The organism is Rahnella sp. PD4 (assembly GCF_049199325.1).
Lineage (GTDB): Bacteria > Pseudomonadota > Gammaproteobacteria > Enterobacterales > Enterobacteriaceae > Rahnella > Rahnella perminowiae.
On the sequence record NZ_JBLZQF010000015.1, the window covers coordinates 13,266 to 32,032 of the forward strand.

The 18,767-nt window shown below is 50.0% G+C and carries 18 protein-coding genes and 1 pseudogene; 6 read left to right on the plus strand and 13 right to left on the minus strand.

Features of this window, described 5'->3' with window-relative positions; translation table 11 throughout:
- Positions 1 to 55 precede the first annotated feature (55 nt).
- The 8 genes and pseudogenes from bhsA to ACOZIO_RS23720 all read right to left on the minus strand — a co-directional run bounded on the left by bhsA (position 56) and on the right by ACOZIO_RS23720 (position 6,952).
- Entirely contained in the window at positions 56 to 316 is a 261-nt protein-coding gene (gene bhsA, locus ACOZIO_RS23685; protein WP_129955378.1) for a multiple stress resistance protein BhsA, read from the minus strand.
- Positions 317 to 448: 132 nt separating this feature from the next.
- Positions 449 to 1,270: an alpha/beta fold hydrolase gene (locus tag ACOZIO_RS23690; RefSeq protein ID WP_421595778.1), complete on the minus strand. Its 822-nt coding sequence runs from the start codon at positions 1,268 to 1,270 to the stop codon at positions 449 to 451.
- A gap of 135 nt (positions 1,271 to 1,405) precedes the next feature.
- Complete coding sequence (locus tag ACOZIO_RS23695; protein WP_421595779.1) at positions 1,406 to 2,161, minus strand: alpha/beta fold hydrolase; 756 nt, start codon at positions 2,159 to 2,161, stop codon at positions 1,406 to 1,408.
- 156 nt (positions 2,162 to 2,317) lie between these two features.
- Positions 2,318 to 2,998, minus strand: coding sequence for a type 1 glutamine amidotransferase domain-containing protein (locus ACOZIO_RS23700; protein ID WP_129955473.1), 681 nt, complete (start codon positions 2,996 to 2,998; stop codon positions 2,318 to 2,320).
- A 330-nt stretch (positions 2,999 to 3,328) separates the two neighbouring features.
- Positions 3,329 to 4,744, minus strand: coding sequence for an NAD-dependent succinate-semialdehyde dehydrogenase (locus ACOZIO_RS23705; RefSeq protein ID WP_129955375.1), 1,416 nt, complete (start codon positions 4,742 to 4,744; stop codon positions 3,329 to 3,331).
- A 99-nt stretch (positions 4,745 to 4,843) separates the two neighbouring features.
- Complete coding sequence (locus ACOZIO_RS23710; protein WP_421595781.1) at positions 4,844 to 5,656, minus strand: helix-turn-helix transcriptional regulator; 813 nt, start codon at positions 5,654 to 5,656, stop codon at positions 4,844 to 4,846.
- A 117-nt stretch (positions 5,657 to 5,773) separates the two neighbouring features.
- A pseudogene (locus ACOZIO_RS23715) lies at positions 5,774 to 5,890 on the minus strand (IS30 family transposase); the annotation flags it as partial.
- 150 nt (positions 5,891 to 6,040) lie between these two features.
- Positions 6,041 to 6,952 (minus strand): LysR family transcriptional regulator, encoded by a 912-nt coding sequence (locus tag ACOZIO_RS23720; RefSeq protein ID WP_421595783.1) that lies wholly within the window; start codon positions 6,950 to 6,952, stop codon positions 6,041 to 6,043.
- Between the two features lie 165 nt (positions 6,953 to 7,117).
- Here ACOZIO_RS23720 and ACOZIO_RS23725 point away from each other — a divergent pair, with 165 nt between their 5' ends.
- A complete protein-coding gene (locus tag ACOZIO_RS23725) occupies positions 7,118 to 7,816 on the plus strand; it encodes a glutathione S-transferase family protein (protein WP_014333875.1) in 699 nt (232 codons plus the stop codon).
- Between the two features lie 636 nt (positions 7,817 to 8,452).
- Here the strand turns inward: ACOZIO_RS23725 and ACOZIO_RS23730 are convergent.
- The gene (locus tag ACOZIO_RS23730; protein WP_129955370.1) at positions 8,453 to 8,785 is read right to left on the minus strand and encodes a helix-turn-helix transcriptional regulator; all 333 of its coding nucleotides are present in this window, start codon (positions 8,783 to 8,785) and stop codon (positions 8,453 to 8,455) included.
- Positions 8,786 to 9,157: 372 nt separating this feature from the next.
- On the opposite strand from ACOZIO_RS23730, the gene ACOZIO_RS23735 reads away from it, so the two are divergent.
- Entirely contained in the window at positions 9,158 to 10,198 is a 1,041-nt protein-coding gene (locus tag ACOZIO_RS23735) for a tyrosine-type recombinase/integrase (protein ID WP_421595784.1), read from the plus strand.
- Between the two features lie 387 nt (positions 10,199 to 10,585).
- Here the strand turns inward: ACOZIO_RS23735 and ACOZIO_RS23740 are convergent, their stop codons facing one another.
- From ACOZIO_RS23740 to ACOZIO_RS23755, 4 genes are all read right to left on the minus strand, one after another.
- Positions 10,586 to 11,065, minus strand: a complete 480-nt coding sequence (locus ACOZIO_RS23740) for an Hcp family type VI secretion system effector (RefSeq protein WP_129955367.1) — start codon at positions 11,063 to 11,065, stop codon at positions 10,586 to 10,588.
- A gap of 212 nt (positions 11,066 to 11,277) precedes the next feature.
- The gene (locus tag ACOZIO_RS23745) at positions 11,278 to 11,970 is read right to left on the minus strand and encodes a hypothetical protein (protein ID WP_129955364.1); all 693 of its coding nucleotides are present in this window, start codon (positions 11,968 to 11,970) and stop codon (positions 11,278 to 11,280) included.
- Positions 11,971 to 12,102: 132 nt separating this feature from the next.
- Positions 12,103 to 12,318 carry a DUF2767 family protein gene (locus tag ACOZIO_RS23750; RefSeq protein WP_276320347.1) on the minus strand — a complete coding sequence of 72 codons (216 nt, stop codon included), beginning with the start codon at positions 12,316 to 12,318 and terminating at the stop codon, positions 12,103 to 12,105.
- 550 nt (positions 12,319 to 12,868) lie between these two features.
- Complete coding sequence (locus ACOZIO_RS23755) at positions 12,869 to 13,195, minus strand: four-helix bundle copper-binding protein (RefSeq protein ID WP_129955360.1); 327 nt, start codon at positions 13,193 to 13,195, stop codon at positions 12,869 to 12,871.
- Between the two features lie 252 nt (positions 13,196 to 13,447).
- On the opposite strand from ACOZIO_RS23755, the gene ACOZIO_RS23760 reads away from it, so the two are divergent.
- The 4 genes from ACOZIO_RS23760 (at position 13,448) to ACOZIO_RS23775 (ending at position 18,760) form a co-directional block, all read left to right on the plus strand.
- Complete coding sequence (locus tag ACOZIO_RS23760) at positions 13,448 to 13,600, plus strand: hypothetical protein (RefSeq protein ID WP_165383771.1); 153 nt, start codon at positions 13,448 to 13,450, stop codon at positions 13,598 to 13,600.
- A 336-nt stretch (positions 13,601 to 13,936) separates the two neighbouring features.
- Positions 13,937 to 16,909, plus strand: a complete 2,973-nt coding sequence (fdhF, locus tag ACOZIO_RS23765) for a formate dehydrogenase subunit alpha (protein ID WP_421595787.1) — start codon at positions 13,937 to 13,939, stop codon at positions 16,907 to 16,909.
- Positions 16,909 to 17,400 carry a DUF1641 domain-containing protein gene (locus tag ACOZIO_RS23770; protein ID WP_129955357.1) on the plus strand — a complete coding sequence of 164 codons (492 nt, stop codon included), beginning with the start codon at positions 16,909 to 16,911 and terminating at the stop codon, positions 17,398 to 17,400. The genes fdhF and ACOZIO_RS23770 overlap by 1 nt, the downstream gene beginning before the upstream one ends.
- A complete protein-coding gene (locus tag ACOZIO_RS23775) occupies positions 17,393 to 18,760 on the plus strand; it encodes a cytochrome ubiquinol oxidase subunit I (RefSeq protein ID WP_421595789.1) in 1,368 nt (455 codons plus the stop codon). Before ACOZIO_RS23770 ends, ACOZIO_RS23775 begins: the two co-directional genes overlap by 8 nt.
- Positions 18,761 to 18,767 lie beyond the last annotated feature (7 nt).

Below are 18,767 nucleotides of genomic sequence, written 5' to 3' on the forward strand. Positions count from 1 at the left end.
AAGAACTAGACCAGTCGTCTACAGGCAAGATAAAACTATTCCATTTTGCTAACGCTTATTTGTAGATTTCAGCAGTGCCGTACAGATGGTTATCGCCACCGGCTGAAATAATACGGTAAGACGTTGCGCCATGTTCAGTCGCTTTCGCCGCCAGTTTGTCCTGCAGGTCGCTCAAATTGCTTCCGACAGCTGAAGCGTTGATCACCCCAATACTTTGTCCCTTCACAGGTACAGCGTTGACTTCGGTCGCGGCAAAAGTGGCAAAAGAAGCGGCAGTGAGTACGATTACAGCAAAGGCTTTAGTTAGTTTTTTCATGATCATATCCTCATTAAATTATTTTTAAGCACACGTTAAACGTGGGCAAGGGTAGGCACTGAATTCTTTTTAAAATTCGTTCAATGCCTGGGAAACGGGTATAAATGGGGACCCTGTATGTCCCTTATCGCATTACTCTTCAATGAATCTCAGCAGGTCTTCATTAATCGTCCCGGCTTGGGTGATTGTCATCCCGTGGCCAAATCCAGCATAGACCTTGAGCTGCGCATCTTTGACAAGTTGCGCGGACAGAATGGCAGAGTCGGCCAGCGGAACGATCTGATCGTCATCACCATGCATGATCAGGGTTGGCACATCGATTTTCTTAAGGTCATCAGTGAAATCAACCTCAGAGAACTGTTTGATACAGTCATATTGACCTTTGATCCCACCCTGCATTCCCTGAAGCCAGAAGCTTTCCCTCACACCCTCAGAAGGCGTCTCTGACGAACGGTTATAGTTGAAAAACGGCGTGGTTAAATCCTTGTAGAACTGAGAACGGTCTTTTTCGACCGCAGCACGGATGCCATCAAACACTTCCATAGGCAGACCGCCAGGATTTTTCTCACTTTGCAGCATAACCGGAGGTACTGCGCCGATAAGAACGGCTTTGCTGACGCGTGCCGAGCCATACGTACCGATATAGCGTGCGACTTCACCACCGCCAGTCGAGTGTCCAACCAGAACAACGTCGTGGAGATCTAACTGCTCGATGAGTGATGATAAATCTTCAGCGTAGGTATCCATATCATTGCCGTCCCACGTCTGACTCGAGTTGCCATGGCTGCGGCGATCGTGAGCGATGACACGGAACCCCTGCTGACCGAAGAACAACATTTGCGCGTCCCATGCATCACTTGATAATGGCCAGCCGTGGGAGAAAATAATGGTTTGTCCCTTGCCAAAGTCTTTGTATGCAATCTTAGAACCGTCTTTCACCTGAATAGTTTTCATCTCTTTATTCTCTTTTCTGTTGGCGACGCCTCATGGGCGGAGCATTTGATTTAAAAGTATTTTTCTTCGTATATTTACTTTTACACTGGGCGGTCATTGACAGAATGACTGGCCTAGAAAGCATTTAACTGATGTTTACTGAGATAAGCTTTGTGCCGCTTTTTCGATCAGGACCGCAATTTTTTCCGGTTGCGATGCGTAAATGGCATGGTTACCTTTCAATTCAGTGACGGTGCTGTGCGCGCGTTTAGCCATGAAGCGCTCCAGTTCTGGATTAATAGCACGATCCTGCGTCGCCACGACTGCCCAGCTTGGCTTCGTTTTCCATGCAGGAACGCCTGCCGGGGCAGCGAATGCTGCTACTGCGGTCATGACTTGAGATTGCGCCAACAGATTTGTCTCTTTGACCGGCAAGTCAGCGGCAAAGTCAGCGTGGAAATTTTCCGGTTTGATATAAAGGAAGTGATCTGGCGTTTCAGTAATTGACTGAGCGGCTGGCGGATATTTTTTGGCCAAACTCAGCAATGATTCACCTTGCTCCGGCTGGAACGCTGCGATGTAAACCAGCCCCGCAACAGAGGGGTCATTTCCCGCGTCACTGATGATCATCCCGGCGTAGCTATGGCCAACCAGCAGTGATTTACCACTTTGTAATGCCAGAACGCGTCGAGTCGCCGCGACATCATCAGCCAGCGAGGTTTGCGGCTCCTGAACAATCGACACTTTGTAGCCCGCTTTATTCAGAGTGCGAGCCACCGGATCCCAACCTGAACCATCAACAAAAGCGCCATGTACCAGAACGATGTTTTTTACCGGCGCAGCCATTGAAGACTGAGCATAAACAGACAGAACCAGGCTTAAAGCCAGCGTGGTCAATGATTTTTTAAACATGATGTATTTCCTTCAATTGTCATTTTTTAAGTTAATACCCTGACATCCTGGCTCCCTGCCTTACAGGCCAGCGGACGGACATTCAGGTGTGTAATGTTGTCCAGATTTGCTCAGTGGGGGAGGGCTTAAAGAACTCCCTCCCCACGTGATTAACCGTTATGCACCCAGCTGTTTAATCAGTTCTTCTGCCGCCTCGGTAGAGGAGGTTGGGTTTTGCCCGGTGATCAGCAGGCCGTCAGTAACAACATAAGAACTCCAGTCCGCCCCTTTCGAGTAAATCCCGCCTTTGGCAATCAGCTCGTCTTCTACCAGGAAAGGCACAATCTGCGTCAGGCCCACGGCGTCCTCTTCGCTGTTGGTAAAACCGGTGACCTTACGGCCTTCTACCAGCGGTTTTCCCTCCGGGGTTTTGACATGGCGCAGCACGCCAGGCGCATGGCAGACCAGAGCGACGTGTTTGTTTGCCGCCAGGAAGGCTTCGATAAGGGCGATGGAGTGTTTATCTTCGGCCAGGTCCCACAGAGGGCCGTGACCACCCGGATAAAAAACGGCGTCGTAATCAGCCTGTGAAACGCTGTCGAGACGAACCGTTGACGCCAGGTGTGCTGTTGCTTCGGGGTCTGCCTCAAAGCGGTGGGTCTGCTCGGTCTGGAAGTCAGGCTCATTACTTTTTGGGTCTAACGGCGGGTTACCGCCTTTCGGTGAAGCCAGCGTAATTTCTGCGCCAGCGTCTTTAAAGGCGTAGTAAGGTGCAGCCAGCTCTTCCAGCCAGAAGCCGGTTTTGCGGCCGGTGTCACCCAGTTTGTCGTGTGAGGTTAAGACCATCAGAATTTTCATCATTACTCTCCAGTATTTCAAAGTGATAGTAGAATTAGACCAGTCGTCTAATGAGTTCTTAAATAAAAATGTTTCACCTGTGCCTGTTATTCCGGCCAACTCTGCGTGCTGTTTGATTTTTTCGGAACGGCTGTCGTGCTATGTCGCTTAGTCGCCGTTGCCATGTGAGTAAGCTAACACTGAATAGACCGGTCGTCTACAGATAGTTAATAAAACTTTTTGGTCTTTTATGTGCCAGGCACCTTCTCATAGCAGATGCCTGTCACGATGAGATAAACCACTCATTTTACTGCTTATTCAACTGCGTTTTTTCACGTATCGATAATGCACTTAGTCAACTTTCTTTGCCCAAACTGCCTGAGCATTTGTGAATTCACGCAGGCCAAAGTGCGAGAGTTCGCGACCATACCCACTTTTTTTCACACCACCAACCGGGATGCTGGCATTAGTGGCAGAAAATCCGTTGATGAATACGCCTCCGGTTTCTAAGCGCCGCGCGATTCGCTGGGCACGGGAAACATCGCTGGTCCAAAGGTTGCCCCCTAAGCCGTAATCGCTGGTATTTGCCAGCTCAATGGCATGCTCGACGTCATCTGCGATAGTAATGGCTGCAACAGGGCCGAAGGTTTCCTCATCAAATGCAGCCATTCCCGGGCCTACTTCGCCCAATACGGTAGGCTCATAGAAGTTGCCGGGGCCCGAGATTTTGTTCCCCCCAAGAAGAAGTGTCGCGCCGGCTGCGAGAGTTCGTTCTACTTGATGATGTAATTCATCACGCAAATCTTTTCGCGCCATGGGCCCGATTCTATTTTGCGGGTCCAGCGGATCGCCAACGTTCAACAGTCTGACGGCCGCGATGAATTTTTGTGTGAATTCCTCCGCGATGGGTTTTTCCAAAATAAACCGTTTCGCGGCTAAGCACACCTGGCCCGCATTTTGGAATCGCGCTTCAACACCCGCTTTAACAGCCAAATCAATATTGGCGTCAGCGAGCACAATAAATGCGTCTGATCCACCTAGCTCAAGCAAGCTTTTTTTCAATGCTTTGCCTGCAATCGCCGATACGGCAGAACCCGCCCGCATACTCCCCGTCAATGTCACTGCTGCAATGCGATCATCCTCAATCACTTCTGCAACCGTTTCGTTATCAGCAATAAGATTGGCGAATAAACCTTTAGGGAAGCCTGCACTCTCATAAGCATCCTGCAAAGCATAGGCAGAGCCCATCACATTGGGCGCGTGCTTGAGGATAAAACCGTTACCCGACAGCATAATCGGGCCCGAAGCGCGAATGACCTGCCATAAAGGGAAGTTCCAGGGCATGACGGCCAAAATAGATCCAATCGGCAGATAGGAGACATGTACCTGATCGTCATTTTCGACAGAAACAGGCTCATCTGCGAGGATTGCCGGGCCATTGGTGGCAATCCAATCAATAGTCGCTGCACACTTCTCGACTTCTGCGCGGGCAGCCGCGAGGGTTTTTCCCATTTCAGCGGTGATGATCCCTGCCAAATTTTCTGAGCGCTCGCGCAGAATCGCGGATAAACGACGATAAGCTTCTACGCGTTTAGACATGGGAGTAGCACGCCACAGGCGAAAAGCCGCGTTATTACCTGCCAGCATGCCTTCTACTTCGTCTGCAGTTTGGAATGCATAAGTCGCGATCAACTCGTCCGTCGCAGGATTACGTGAAGTCGCGACATCAATAGAAAGCGTATTCTGTGTGACATGTTGGGATGACATAGTTTTTGCCTCATAAACGGTTTAAGAGAAGCACGTTGTGTGCTTCGATAAAATCCAGTTTAGGCAGGTCGAATCATCCCTGGAAGGCGTCTTGTTATCCTATGACTGGGAGTCACAGGCAACGTGCCGGGGAATATAGGTCACCAGAGAGAGGTCGGGTCTCCCCTCTGGCGTGAGTGCAACGTAGGTAAATTCAATATGTCCGGAAGTGGGATGCAAAAGCCGCTTGCTCCCCTCTCCCATGCCTTTCACTTCCGTATCCAGCCACCACTCCTTGAATTCCGGGCTTTTTTCAGAGAGTTCTTTAATGAGATGGTCAAAAGGCTTTTTGTCCTGAGCATGGGCACGTGATGCGCGGAAAACGGAGATCATCCCTCGTGCCATCTGCTCCCAATCCAGGATCTGCGTGCGATACGGACGATATAGAAACAGCAGTCGCAACGTATTACGCTCATGAGGTTCCAGCGATCCATAATCAATAAACAAATCAGCAATAGCATCATTCCAGGCGAGAATATCAAGTCGGGCATTTCTCACATATGCCGGAATGGGATCGATAGCGCGCACTAAACTTTTCAGGCCATCACTCACACCATCCGCGAGGGGATGGGGTACCGGCTCTTCGCGCGGTGAAAGGGCAAAAAGATGGGATGATTCAATTCGGTTAAGTTTAAGAACTTTGGCTATACGCTGGAGTGCATCTGCCGAAGGTTTAATCTCTCTCCCCTGCTCAAGCCAGGTATACCAACTCACACTGACTCCAGCCAGGACGGCGACTTCCTCACGACGTAAACCGGGTGTACGGCGAGCACCCTGTTGCATGCCGAAGTCCTGAGGATTAAGGCGTGCGCGCCGGCTTACAAGGAAAGCACCGAGTTCACGACGCTGCTCTGAAGTGGTTTTTTTAACCATAATAGCCTGCCTATTAATGTGCCTGTTGTGCCAACGCTTCATCAAGATGCTGATGAATCTCTTCTTTCTTCATCTGAACCCTATGCTTAACGGAATGATTTATACAAAAAATCCTTCATTTAGCTGTCTGGCAACACTGTTAAGTCTTTGCTGGCTGTGAACCGATAAGTCAGTTCCTTTTGGAAAATATTGTCTGAGCAGCCTGTTCGTACTTTCATTTGAGCCACGTTGCCACTACCGGATGCGAGGTAGGGAATGGTAAAGCGACCCCTGAAAACATTATGCTTTCGCATTTTTACACAGCCTGGGCCGCTAGCAAACGCTGAGAGAACGTCTGATCGTGCTAAAAAAGCTGCGACTTCGATATCGAGCGCATCCTATAAGTTAGGATTTCACTGCTGAGCGCAAGAACTCAACAAATGCGCGTACTCGCGCCGATAGATGACGATTCTGGGGGTAGAGAATCGAAAAAGGGCGAGAGCAGCCGCTGTATTTTTGAAGGACCTCTACAAGGTCTCCACGCCTTAAAGCGTCTCCCACTGCAAAGCGATAGGTTTGATAAAGGCCTCCGCCCGCGTTAACCCAAGCGACAGCCCCTAACGCATCATTATGTACACGCATCCGGCTCGTTATCTGTTTCTCGATTGAAGTACCTAATTCATCGGTGAACAGCCACTGCAGCGGGCGCCCTGTATTCGGTGATATGTACTGGATGCAATCGTGTTGATTGAGCTCATCAATACGGTATGGTTCACCTTTTTTTGCAAGATATGTCGGAGTTCCAAATACCCCAAGCGAGGCGTCCTCAAGCTTTAAGGCGACAAGACGCGAATCTTGCGGAACGCCTAGCCTGATTGCCAGGTCGAAGCCTTCTTCAACAAAGTCGATTATTTTGTCCGAGATACTAATCTCGATATCGACCTGCGGATAAAGATCAGTGAACTTGGGCATCAAGGGTAAAAGGCGAAACGTTCCGTAAGCAGCACTGACGCTAATGCGTAGCGGTCCGCTAGGGACGGTTTGTGAACCCGTGATCGCTCGCTCAGCCTCGGCGATTTGCTCAAGCGCTAGATGACATTCTTTCCAATAGAGCTCGCCCTCCGTTGTAAGCTTGACGGCGCGGGTGGTCCGAAAAAAAAGACGTACTCCGAGGCGCTGCTCGAGCCGACTGATCGACCGACTGACTGCGGCCGGCGTCAGACCGAGAGTCTCAGCCGCACTGGTGAAGCTGCCGGTCTCCGCTGCTCTGCAGAACTGTTCAATACTGCCAAGCTGAAGTGGGTTACCTGCTGCCATATTGATTACCATTTGTAATAAATGAATTGATTATTACATGGTTTATCAACCAGGAACAACGCATTAAAGTACGTCTACAGCTTCAGCAACACCGTGACAAGGCCGCGCTACTCAAGCAGTGCACGGTTTTGACCTACACCTCAATTTACTTTTAGGAGCGACACAATGACTAGCAAACTGAACGTTTTTACTTCGCCTTCGGCTTTCCCTAACCCACAGCGCCTGCGCCTGTTCATGCATGAAAAGGGAATCGCTGATCAGTTCCAGGAGACTATTTACGACATGACGCCGGTTGGCGAACAGCGTGGATGGCGTCACTTGAAAATGAATGCTTGGGGTGAGACGCCGACCCTCGAGCTCGCTGACGGTAGCTATATCTCCGAAACTGCAGCTGTCGTCCGTTACCTGGACCAGTCCTACCCCGGCCGCAAGATCATGGGGGATACGCCGCTGGAACAGGGCTTGGACAACATGTGGGATAACCGCATCTGGGTTCACATCCTGTATCGAATCGTCACGGCTTTCCACGTTCTGCATACCGGTCTCGGCTTCAAACTCGAATTGACGAAGAACGAAGCTTGGGGCGAACACTGCCGTAAAGAAGCGTTGGCCCATGCTGCACTGGTCAACAAACATCTTTCAGACGGACGCCAATGGCTGCTGGGGGGCGACGAGCCTACTTTCGCCGACATCACGCTGGCAACCGCGATCGCGTTCTCGAAGTTCCCGGTGAATGCTACGCCGCTGGACGAACGTTTCGAGTTCCTGGATGCATACTGGCAGCGCTGGCAGCAGCGTCCAAGTTTCCAGGCTGCATATGCAGACCGTAGCAGCGGTATCCCTGAGCTCGAAAACAAGGCGTGATCTAACTTTAAAGTCGCGCGAAATTCACGGTTGGATTTAGCGCGATCGAAGAGGCCTACTTTGGGGCGGTATGAGTATTCAGGAATTTGCAGCGCTTCCCTGCGAACGAAAACGCTATGTTGGCAACGGTTTTTAGGGTTTGCAAATGCGTGCAGTACATGGAGGCGACACCCCATTTTGAAAGGAACGTTATCGGTAAGGGTCTCCGGTAGCGCGGCGCAGCCGCCCTGGTTTTATAGGTAACACCGATGCTCACCCCTCGTCCTGCCAGACCATTCCCGCTAACAGCAATGAAACGTCAAGGTACGTGGCCGGAGTGGTCCTGGCGAAGCGCCTTTGGCGCTTACGCGCGTGTACTTCAACGTTAACGCCACATCTCTTAAAGCGACACATTTTTAATAGTTACAACATTCACTTTTAAAGCCACTTTGTTCCGGGCCTTTGGCCCGGGGCGGGGCAGCTTTTCAGGGGGGCGGAGGTGTTACATTGTTTATTTCAATGAAACATCTCTCCAACTCGTTTGGTTTTCATTCCGCAAAGGTCCGTGGGCGTCAGACTTCTTGATGCAGGCTCAGGCATAACGCGTTAAGGCTCCAGCAGATCAGGTGAACAAGTCCTGAGAAGCGCGTCCAATTGTCACGTCGGTTCGCTGTGACCTGCTGTGCGTTGTCCGCGACCATACTGGCGTGGCGGACAATTCATGACCCGTTTGAATGCCGTACTGAAGGATTTCTCGGACTCATACCCAACCGCGCGGCCAATCTCAGCAACTGAGTCGCGGGAATGCCTCAGCCTGTCTGCGGCGAGCGTCATTCTCCAGCGCGTCAGGTAGTCCATCGGCGAAAGGCCGACGAACTCCTTGAACCGAAGCGCAAAGGTTGTGCGTGACATGGCGGCTTGCCCGGCGAGCTTCTGCAGAGTCCATTTCGCGTCGGGTGCCTCATGCATGGCATTGATCACCGCACGCATGCGCTTGTCCGCCAGAGCGAACAGCCAGCCGACATCATCACTGTTCCTCGCAGTTTCCTAAATTAGCGCTTTGGAGTAACAATTAAGTACGCATAATCATAATTATGTTAAAAGAACCCACTCTCTCCCAAAAATTCCTCACTTCACTGTAGATGATTCTTTTTTACTAACTTTATATAATGGGACTTATATAAAGTTAGTAGTCTACTGGGATGGCTGGTATTCTATCCAGTAGTTACAGATGCAAATGATTCTTCACCGTGGATCGCGTACAGATATCGCTACGTGAAATCTGCAAGGTAAATCCCCTGCATCTTTCTCAGAATCCACGTAGCGTTGTCAGTGACTGGGAGTTCGCTTTTTAAGCTATCTATGGGTAAATTAACACCAACGAACCAGATGCTGCCTGTTATCCAGGCCGAAGAAGATGTTCTGGACAGGCTTAAGGAGTTTGTACAGGATCGGGAAGCCTTTTCACCCAATACCTGGCGGCAACTGATGAGCGTAATGCGGATCTGCCACAGATGGTCGATAGATAATCGCCGCCCATTTTTGCCTATGCTTCCGGCCGACCTTCGCGATTACCTGAACTGGCTGCAAGAGAACGGCCGAGCCTCTTCGACAATTGCGACGCATGGCTCATTGATTTCCATGTTACACCGTAACGCCGGTCTTACACCGCCAAACGCTTCCCCTCTGGTTTTCCGGGCGGTGAAGAAGATAAATCGTGTTGCTGTCGTTACTGGCGAACGTACTGGCCAGGCTGTGCCCTTTCGTCTTGAGGATCTGCTTGAGCTTGATGCGTTATGGTCTGGCCCGGCATCACTTCGCCAAAAACGAGATCTGGCATTTCTGCATGTCGCTTACAGTACTTTGCTGCGTGTCAGTGAAATATCCCGTCTCCGTGTTCGGGATATTTCCCGGGCACCGGATGGCAGGATCATCCTTAACGTGAGCTATACCAAAACGATTGTTCAGACTGGCGGACTGATCAAATCTCTCAGTTCGCAATCCTCGCACCGGTTGTCAGAATGGTTATCGTTGTCTGGTATTAGCACTGAACCTGATGCCTTCCTCTTTTGTCCGGTGCACCGTTCGGGGAGTGCAACTTTTTCAATCACCCGTCCGCTGAGCACGCCGGCGATGGAATCCATTTTTGCACATGCGTGGCAGACGATTGGAACCGTTGAAACTGTCAATCCCAATAAGGGGCGATACAAAACCTGGACTGGCCACAGTGCCCGCGTAGGTGCTGCACAGGATATGGCAGGACGTGGTTATGCGGTCGCTCAGATTATGCAGGAAGGAACCTGGAAAAAACCTGAAACTTTAATGCGTTATATCCGTAACCTTCAGGCGCATGAAGGGGTTATGATTGATCTGATGGAAAAAAAACCATCAGGACAAAATTAATTAAATATGAATTCATAAAAAATAAGTATGAATTATGATTTTAATCTATCTGTTACTTCACTCAGAAACGTGCTGGGCCAGGATGGTGGTCAGGTTTAAACAGGGCGATTTTTCATGAGAAAGATGGGTCAATGGCCTGCTGACGTTGCCATAATAGGGAGAGTGATGTGTAGTCAATGAGTGGGTAGCACGCCAAGAATCAATTAAATTGGGCCAATATGTCATCCGGTCGAGTTAAAGACCTAATCAGTTAATGCCATTCAGGAAATCATTCAGCGTTCATTTTCTTTTTTATCTGGATGCTGCTTTTGGTTTGAAGGCTAACCAGACTGATTAGGCATTTTTTGCCTGAAAAAAATCAGGCAAAAAAACTGTTACTAAATGGGGTCATGCGCAACAGCGATCATTCCATGAATCGCGGTAGATAATATTCCCGTCAGTGTACTTCCAAGTAATCGCTTCATAACGTAACTCGAGCGTTTCCAGATGCGTACTGCTCATACCATTTGGAGCTAGGTACGGCGCAATCGTCGTGAGCTTGACGTTATCCAAGATGATATTGAAATACTCAGCCTCGATGCCAGATTCCAGGATGCGGTACATCTTGATTGTTGCCTTTTTCATTGTTCGACCTTCACACACAGCGCGATACAGGAGTGGTGTAGTCTGATCGAATTCTTTCACTATCGAGATAGGCCGATGAACGCGCGTTCCTGTGAGTTTTCCCCATTGTGGATCAACGGGAATAGTGACGCCGTGGGAGAATGATTTTAATTCGATAGAGCCTAAGCGCAGTGGCATCATGCAGCTACCGACAACGGGAGAGCCGTTTTCATCTTCAAGCCATAAGTGAGCGGGAGTGGACATTTAATTTCCTTATAAATTAATCATCATTTAACGTAGCGATAAAAAATAACTATTACGATCACGAAAAATAGAGGCACAGGCCATAAAGGGCCATCAGGGAGAAAACGCACTAGAACAACTGCAAATATAAGTGTTAGTACGGCGGGTCCGTACATCGAAAATAATGACTTGAAAAATCTCTTAAAAACCCTTCTGATAAAATTCATCATATTTTATCTAATCATCTTGATGATGATGTCTGTAATATCACCATCCGATCCCCACAGTGCTTTAAATGCGCCAGCCCGCTCAAACAATGGCTCTATCAGGAAGTACATCATTTCCAGTTCTTGAGCATATAGCGCAGAGTAGTACGCAGGGTAAGTAAAGCGAAGACGATCTGCACTATTTGCTGCTTTCTGGACTATGCCATATATGCCAAGCCCACCAACAACCCCGCCCGCCCTGCGTCCTGCTAGTGCGCTGATTTCAAGATTTAGATTCATGCCGATGGTAACGGATGATGCAACAGCTAAAGAAAACCCGACATTTGTGAGTGAACTTGCAGCAATATGGACATTCACAGCCATAAGCCGCTGCTTGATGTGTTCTAATTGAGTAGTTGTTTTAAATTTAAATATTTCTCCGAAATATATTTTAAGCATGTCGTACGCAATATTGCCATTTTGGAGAAGATGGTAGACTCCTTTAGAAAATCGAATATCCTCAGTCTTTTGTTTCTGACAGACGTCCTGATATTCATCCGTGAAACAGGATGTGTAATACAATGCACGCTGTGCGCCTGCACCTATCGTTTCAATCTGATTTGATACCTCTTCTCTAACACCCGTTAATGCGTGATCGAGCTTTAACGCAAGAATCTTATTGGCCTGTAAATGGCTGATAATTTCATCATTACCGTACATAATCATTCCTTGCTGATGCCATTAAGTCCGTATGGATATTCAATTTACCATAACATGCGCTCACCGCCCCAGACGCCCTCCGCGCGCTTTTCCCCTGAAGACACCCTTTCTTGCGGCTTATCCGACACAACGTCAGGCTGGTCTGTACGTTTCCAGTACTTTGATTGGCTCTTTCATACATGTAATCATCGATTCTGGCCGCTCAACCTTTGCTGTTAGCGCTGTTCTCAACAGATCCGCTATCACTATGTGTTTAGGTTCAATAGCCAGGTCATGTAACGTAAATACTAAATCTCCAACAATCCGGCACATTTGATCGTACAGTTGGTCCGTTTCCTCTGTACTTATAGCAACCTCATAATTGTTTGTATCGGTTGTATATTATCAAACATCCCTAATTAAATTGCGGTTAAGTTGTATTTGTGTGCGTTAGCACATGAAGCCGACAAATAGTGTCACATAGGATACCTCAGCTTATGGTCGCCGGTGACGCTGCGCAGCCCCCCGCCCTGCAAGACCATTCCCGCTTACAGCAATGAAACGTTTAATTACGCGGTCGGAGTGGTCCTGGCGAAGCCAGGGCGTATCTCCGCGTTAGCGGCAAAAGCGCTTACGAGCGTGTACTCTAAAACCAAAGGAAAACCTCTTAAAGCGACACAACCGCAGTAGTTACAACATTCATTTTAAAGCCACTCTGTTCCGGGCCTTTGGCCCGGGGGCGCGGCTTTTCAGGGCGGCCAGGTTCCACACGGGTGTTACCGCTGTGCACGGTCCGTTATTAAGGGCCAGCTCGGGAGCTTCAGATTTGCACGGAGTAGTAGAAGGAAATCATGTGAATGTTGTAACTAAATTCGGGTTGTTAAAACCCTGCATTGCAGGCCTTTTTAAGAGAGGAAATTTACGCGGCGACCTTACTGCACATATCGGCACACTGCCGGCAGCGCTTCGCACAGTACTGACAGTGGTCATGCTGATGTTGCGAACATTCTTCAGCACAGGCGGTACAAATGTCCGCACACAGATAACATATCTGTTGCGCATAGCCGCTTTGGAGCGCCAGAAAATGCGCGGCAAGACGACAAATCGCGGCGCATTGCATGTCCAGCCGGATACAAGCTTTCATCATGCCAATGTCTTCTTCGTTAAGGCAGGATGTAGCACAGTGATCACATGCTTCAGCGCATTGATAACATTCATCGATAATCTCCTGATTATTGATCTTCATACAAGCCTCCTAATTAAATTTAACACCTTTCAAAGTCTGAATAATATTTCACGATAAGCAAGTTCAGAGTGTCATAATAACAATTTATTATAAGAGACTCCTGGTGAATAATCATTTAATACAAACAGAGGCTTGCTATACATTTAAATGTCAGGACAGCCATTGTTATCCTTTTTAATCACATTACACGCGATACCTGTGGCTATACTTTAAGTTCGATTAATTCGATTAATATGACGGGAGGTTGTTGTAATGACAGGCATCACTGATCAAGATAAAAGTAAATCCGGACAAGATCATGAACGGGATAAGGATATTCATAAGCGGGAAAGGAATAAACCTCAACCAGATTATCAAAAAGATCATCCTGCAGATGCACCGGAGTCAGGCAATAAGAGGTTGTAATACAAAGATATATATCCTGCGATATGTAATGAAATGCGTTTCAGCAGGCAGCCATGTTCCACGGTTCTCACGATTGTCTGTTCTAAGCCCTGTTGATATAGCACTCCACGCCGGGGATAATTCCATGCTTTTATGATCCTGACGCCAATATATCAATAAGATAAGGTATCTTCGCTTAGCCCTCCCTTTTTCCTGATTTACAGATTTATCTGAAGAATATGTAAATCTGGCGTTATTAATTGAAGAAAAAAGCATGTTAGCTAAGCTCATATACATAACCTTACAAACCAGCAGGGCGGAAATTGCCTTTTTCATTAACCGGAACGCGGGGGTTTAATGAACCAACAAACATGCACGATTTTGTATAACGGCGAGCCTTTAACGGGGAGGATTAATCAACCGCTGATTGATTTTCTGCAAGAACAGGGGAAAAAACTGCCACATGTTTGTTATCACCCTGCGCTGCCACCGCTGGAAACCTGCGATGTGTGCTGGGTAGAAGCGGATGGTGAAAAAGTGCGCGGTTGCACGCTCACTACCTATGATGGTCTTGCAGTGAACAGTCAGAGCGACGCCATACGCGCAGCGCAGGAAGAAGGGATGGATCGCATACTTAACCGCCATGAGCTGTATTGTACGGTTTGCGAACACAACACCGGTGACTGCACCCTGCACAATACTGTCGCCGATATGCATATCCCGATTCAGTATTACCCTTTCGAGCGAAAACCCTACGGGAAAGACCATTCTAACCCTTTTTATACTTACGACCCGGATCAGTGCATTCTCTGTGGTCGTTGCGTTGAAGCCTGCCAGAACGTTGAGGTGAATGAAACGCTGACCATCGATTATACCGAAGCTCATCCGCGCGTACGCTGGGATGGCGGGACTCAAATCGCCGGTTCAAGCTGCGTCAGTTGTGGGCATTGTGTCACTGTGTGCCCGTGCAACGCACTGTTGGAAAAAACCATGCAACCGGATGCCGGTCCGTTTACCGCCATGCCTGAACCGGTTAAACGTCCGCTGATCGATTTCGTTAAAGCCCTGGAGAACAGTATTGGCGCGGAGCCGGTGACGGCTATTTCCCTGATCGATAATGCGCTGCGGCAGGCGGAAATCAAGCGGACGAAGACGGTATGTACGTATTGTGGCGTAGGATGCAGTTTCGAAATGTGGACGCGTGACCGCCATATACTGAAAGTGCAGCCTGTGGCGGAGGCGCCGGCAAACGGTATCTCGACCTGCGTAAAAGGAAAATTTGGCTGGGATTTTGTCAACAGCCCGGAACGGCTGACCACACCACTGATCCGCGAAAATGGACGCTTCCGCCCTGCCAGCTGGGACGAAGCGCTGGAGACCGTTGCCCGCCGGTTGCGTGAAATCGCACAACGTCATGGGGGAGACGCCATCGGTTTTATTGGTTCAAGCAAGGCCAGCAATGAAGAAGCTTACCTGACGCAAAAAATTGCCCGCCTGATTTTTGGCACCAATAATGTAGATAATTCCTCACGCTACTGCCAGAACCCGGCCACACAGGGGCTGTTCCGCACGGTCGGCTATGGTGGCGATGCGGGAACCATCAAAGATATGCAGCAGGCTGACCTGATTATCACGATCGGCAGTAATCTGGCGGAAAACCATCCGGTGATTGCCTCACATATCAAGCAGTCACATAAACACCGGTCGCAAAAACTGCTGGTGGTCGATCCCCGGCGGCATGAAATGGCCGACCGCGCAGATCTGTTCCTGCAAATCAAGCCGGGAACCGATCTGGTCTGGGCTTCGGCCATGTCACGTTACATGTTTGACCACGGTTATGCCGATGAAGAGTTCCTGAACCAGCGGGTCAATCAGGTCGCGGAATATTATGCCTCTCTTATGCCGTTCACGCTGGAATATGCCAGTGAGATCACGGGCCTGAGTGTCGAAACACTGGTATCAGCCGCGGAGATGATCGGCCAGGCGAAAAGCGTCTGTCTGCTGTGGGCGATGGGGATCACCCAGCACAGCCACGGAGCCGATACCAGCACGGCGCTGTCGAATTTACTGCTGGTGACCGGCAATTATGGCCGTCCGGGCACCGGCGGTTATCCGATGCGCGGCCACAACAATGTTCAGGGGGCCAGTGATTTCGGTTGCCTGAGTAATGTTTATCCCGGCTATGAAAAAGTCACCGACCCGGCGGTGCGTGAAAAGTGGGCGGAAGCCTGGGGCGTCGACCCTGCGGCACTCTCTGACAAGGCGGGCGCAGACAATTTTAAGATGGTACAACAGGCCGATAAAGGTGCGCTGAAGGCGATGTACATCATCGGAGAGGAGACCGCATTTTCCGATGCAGATTCGACGAATGTTCATGAGGCTTTCAGCAAACTGGAATTTATGGTGGTCCAGGACATTTTTATGAGCCGTACCGCAGAATTTGCAGATGTGGTGCTGCCTGGTTGCCCGTCTGTGGAAAAAGAAGGCACCTTCGTGAATACCGAACGGCGTATCCAGCGTTTTTATGAGGTAATGAAACCGCTGGGTGAAAGCCTCCCGGACTGGAAAATCCTGACGATGCTGGCCTCCAAACTTGGCCATCCCTGGTATTACCAGCATCCTGGCCAGATTATGCAGGAAGCGGCAAATATCGCCGGGATTTTTGCCGGTGTCAGTTATGAACGCCTGTCCGGATGGCAGTCTCAGCTTTGGCCGGTCAGTGCTGACGGTAAAAGTACGCCGCTGCTGTATACCGACAAATTCCAATTTCCCGATGGCAAAGCACGACTGTATCCGCTTGAGTGGCATCCGCCCATGGAGGAATCGGGCAGCGAATACGATTTGCTGCTCGATAACGGCCGCATGCTTGAGCACTTCCAGTCAACTAATCAGACCGGCAAAGGAGGAAGAATCACTTCCCTTTCGCCAAACTGGTATGTGGAAGTGGGCCCTCAGCTGGCGGCAGAACGTCAGTTACAGGAAGGGGATTGGGTACGCCTGACTTCGCGCCGCGGCTCGCTGGAAGTGCCGGTGCTCATCACGGACCGTGTGGCCGGTAACGTGTTGTTTATTCCCATTCATCATGGAAAACCCGGCGTGAATGGCCTGACCGGAGAGCACCACGATCCGGACGTGAATACCCCGGCTTATAAGGAAATCGCGGTCACGATGACCAAACTGGAGCGGACTCCGCAACCTGATCCCCTGCCGCGAGAAAACTTCCGCTATGGTCAGCGCACCCCGATCAACCAGGTGCCAGCAGAAGATAAATGGCGTCAGGATGGTTATCGCCTGCCGCCTGAACATGTTGAACATCCGGAGAAATTCTAATGGCTGAACGACAGGAATATCAGGTGCCGCCTGCCAGCACCGAAACAACCGCACAGGAAATGCTGCATACCTTAACCGAGAGCCTGCATGAGCATGGGTTTTTACGTTTGCTGAACGATGTGGTACGGGCAAATACGGATATCGCGCGTATTCTGGTCGACGGGATGAATCAGCCCGGTAGCCAGAATGCCATGCAAAACCTGTCCCTGCTGTTTATCACGCTGAGCAAAATCCCGCCGGAGCATTTTAATCATCTGCTGCAGGCGCTCAAATCCGGCGTTATGGCGGTACGCCAGGATAATGAGCGTAACGAACCGAAACACGAAGAGACGGCGCCCGGGGTGCTCGGCATGATGAAACTGCTCAATGATGAGGATTTATGGCGTGGTCTGATGCCGATCGTTAACGGCCTGAAAGCCTTTGGGGAAGAGATACAGAAAGAAGAGCAGAAACCTGTGACCCGAAATACCGGTAAAGAAACGCATGAGTGAAACTGACTGGGTGCTGCTGCTGTCACGCGGACAATTTGCGCTCACTATGGCGATGCACATCACGCTGGCTGCACTGACCTTAGGACTGGCTCCGTTTCTGGTATGGTTCGAAGCCCGCTGGCTATGGGGTAAACAGGCAGCCTCGGGTACTGCCCTGCACTTCTGGCTGAAAATTTTTGCCATCACCGTTGCCGTTGGAGCCGTTTCCGGCGTAGTGATGGAATTTCAGTTCGGCACCAACTGGTCGGTATTTTCGCAAAAAGCAGGCGGCATTATCGGGCCACTGTTGTTTTATGAAGTGCTGATCGCCTTTTTTATGGAATCTGGGCTGACGGGCGTGATGCTATTCGGGATGGGGAAGATCCCGCCGAAGTGGCATTTTGTTATCACCTGTCTGGTCGCAGCCGGAGCATTGTTCAGCGCCTTCTGGATCCTTGCCGCTAATTCCTGGATGCAGACGCCGGCGGACTTTATGCGTGACGCAAACGGTAATTTCCATCCCACAAACTGGATGGCGTTTCTTTCAGCCCCCTCTTTCGCTTGGCGCTTTTTCCATATGGTGCTGGCCTCACTGATTGCTGTCGCATTTATGATTGCCGGTATTGGCGCATGGCGTCTGCTTCATCATCCCGCTGAAGCCACCTCAAGGATCATGGTGAAAGCAGCCATCTGGTTCGCGGTTGTTGCAACGCCGGTACAAATCGTGGTCGGTGATCAGCATGGGGAAAATACGCTTCACTATCAGCCTCAGAAAGTGGCCGCGATGGAAGGAAGCTGGCATCAGCCCGCCCCCGGAGAAGGTGAACCTCTGCGGCTGTTTGCCTGGCCGGATCAACAGGCGCAACGCAATCAGCTGGAAGTAGCGATACCGATGATCGGTTCTCTTTATCTTCGCCATAATCTGACCGGTCATATTAAGAGTTTGAGTGAATTTCCTGAGCATGAACGTCCTCCCGTCGCTGCGGTTTTTTTCTCGTTTCGTATCATGGTGGGATTGGGGTTACTGATGTTGATGACCAGTGCGGTAGCGGCGTACCGGCTTAAACGCGGCAGATTGTTTGATGCCAGACTATTGCTCTGGTGGCTGGTCTGGACGTCTCCGTCAGGTTTTATTGCCATGCTGGCCGGCTGGCTGGTCACCGAACTTGGCCGTCAGCCCTGGACAATTTTTGGCATGCTGCGCACCGCCGAGAGTGTATCCTCAATGCCACTCTCATGGGTCATCACCTCATGTTGCGGTGTAATAGTGATTTATGGTCTGGTCTTCGGTTTTGGTTTGCGGCACTTTCTGCGCTACGCCTCCGGTCCTTTACCTCAGGGATCGGATGTGGTGGTGACCGCGATACCGACCTCAACCTGAGGAGCTC